The organism is Oleiphilus sp. HI0080 (assembly GCF_001635135.1).
Map to the genome: position 1 here is coordinate 1 of NZ_LWFU01001001.1, position 1,057 is coordinate 1,057.

Below are 1,057 nucleotides of genomic sequence, written 5' to 3' on the forward strand. Positions count from 1 at the left end.
CGCTCAAGCCAACGATAATATCTGCGTCTAGTAAGTCGCCTGATAGCTTTCCTCTGGCGATCACCAAGAACTGAGAGAGTTCTTGAGTGTCCATACTAAGACTGTTCATCAATTGAATGCGCTGGGCGAGGGTCTCAATCGCACCAACTTTTTTGTGTTCTAGTGCTTGAAGCTTGTCATTGATTTCTGTCTGTACGTCGGCATTTGCAAATCCAAGAACGCGTAGAAAGTTCTCTCTTGCATCAAGCAGCGCTTCAACACTATCTGCGGCATAACGGGCATAGGTTTGAAGTTTTTGTTCTAGGTAGGTGACGTCCGATGTGTGATCAAGATCGAGACCTTGTTGATACTGCGTGTTCACGAATAAGGCTTGAAGGTACTGATCAAGAATCCGATTGCGACGTGCAACGACTTGCTCATGGATTAATATATCCGTTTGCGCTTCAAGTTGGGCTTGCTTGTCATTATCTTGCGCATTTAGCGTGTCGATTTTTTCAATGATCGATTTGATGGATGTCGACTGCTCGTTAACGATGTCTATTAAAATCTTTTTTAAGACTGGGTCCGGCTCTTTGGCATTTTGGTAGTTTTGGTAAAGCGAGGCGAGTTTTTCTCTTTGTTCAAAAAAAGCATTTACATATCGCGAGCCCAGCACAAAACGGTGTAATCCCGTCGAACGATCAAATTCTCCGGCTGTCTCAATCATCATGTGTTGCAGTTCTAGGTATTCAGCGTGCTCTTTGATGGCTGGAGGCGGGTTTTCGGAGTTTGTTGTTGCGTAGCTGCTGAAGACAAAACCGGTGGTAACAATGCAGGACAAGATTACTAGTTTTGCTGTCATCCAAAGCGAGTGTTTCATAAGAACCTACCTAGTCATTCTATATTGTTGTTTTTTGCTGTCGTGCCGCGCTCTGATTCTGCCGAAACATGCGCGAGAACAAACATAGCATACAGGTTATTTTGATTCGCGCTTGCTCGACGCTTGTCTCAACTCAACTCAACTCGGCAGTTTGTCTATTTGGCCGTGCGCTCAGTCTTCACCAGTCTCGCGTTGAGT

At 45.0% G+C, this 1,057-nt stretch carries 1 protein-coding gene; it reads right to left on the minus strand.

What is annotated here, in order from left to right:
- On the minus strand, positions 1–859 hold an 859-nt coding region (locus tag A3751_RS19095), incomplete at its 3' end, for a hypothetical protein (RefSeq protein ID WP_156492633.1).
- Positions 860–1,057: the final 198 nt, after the last annotated feature.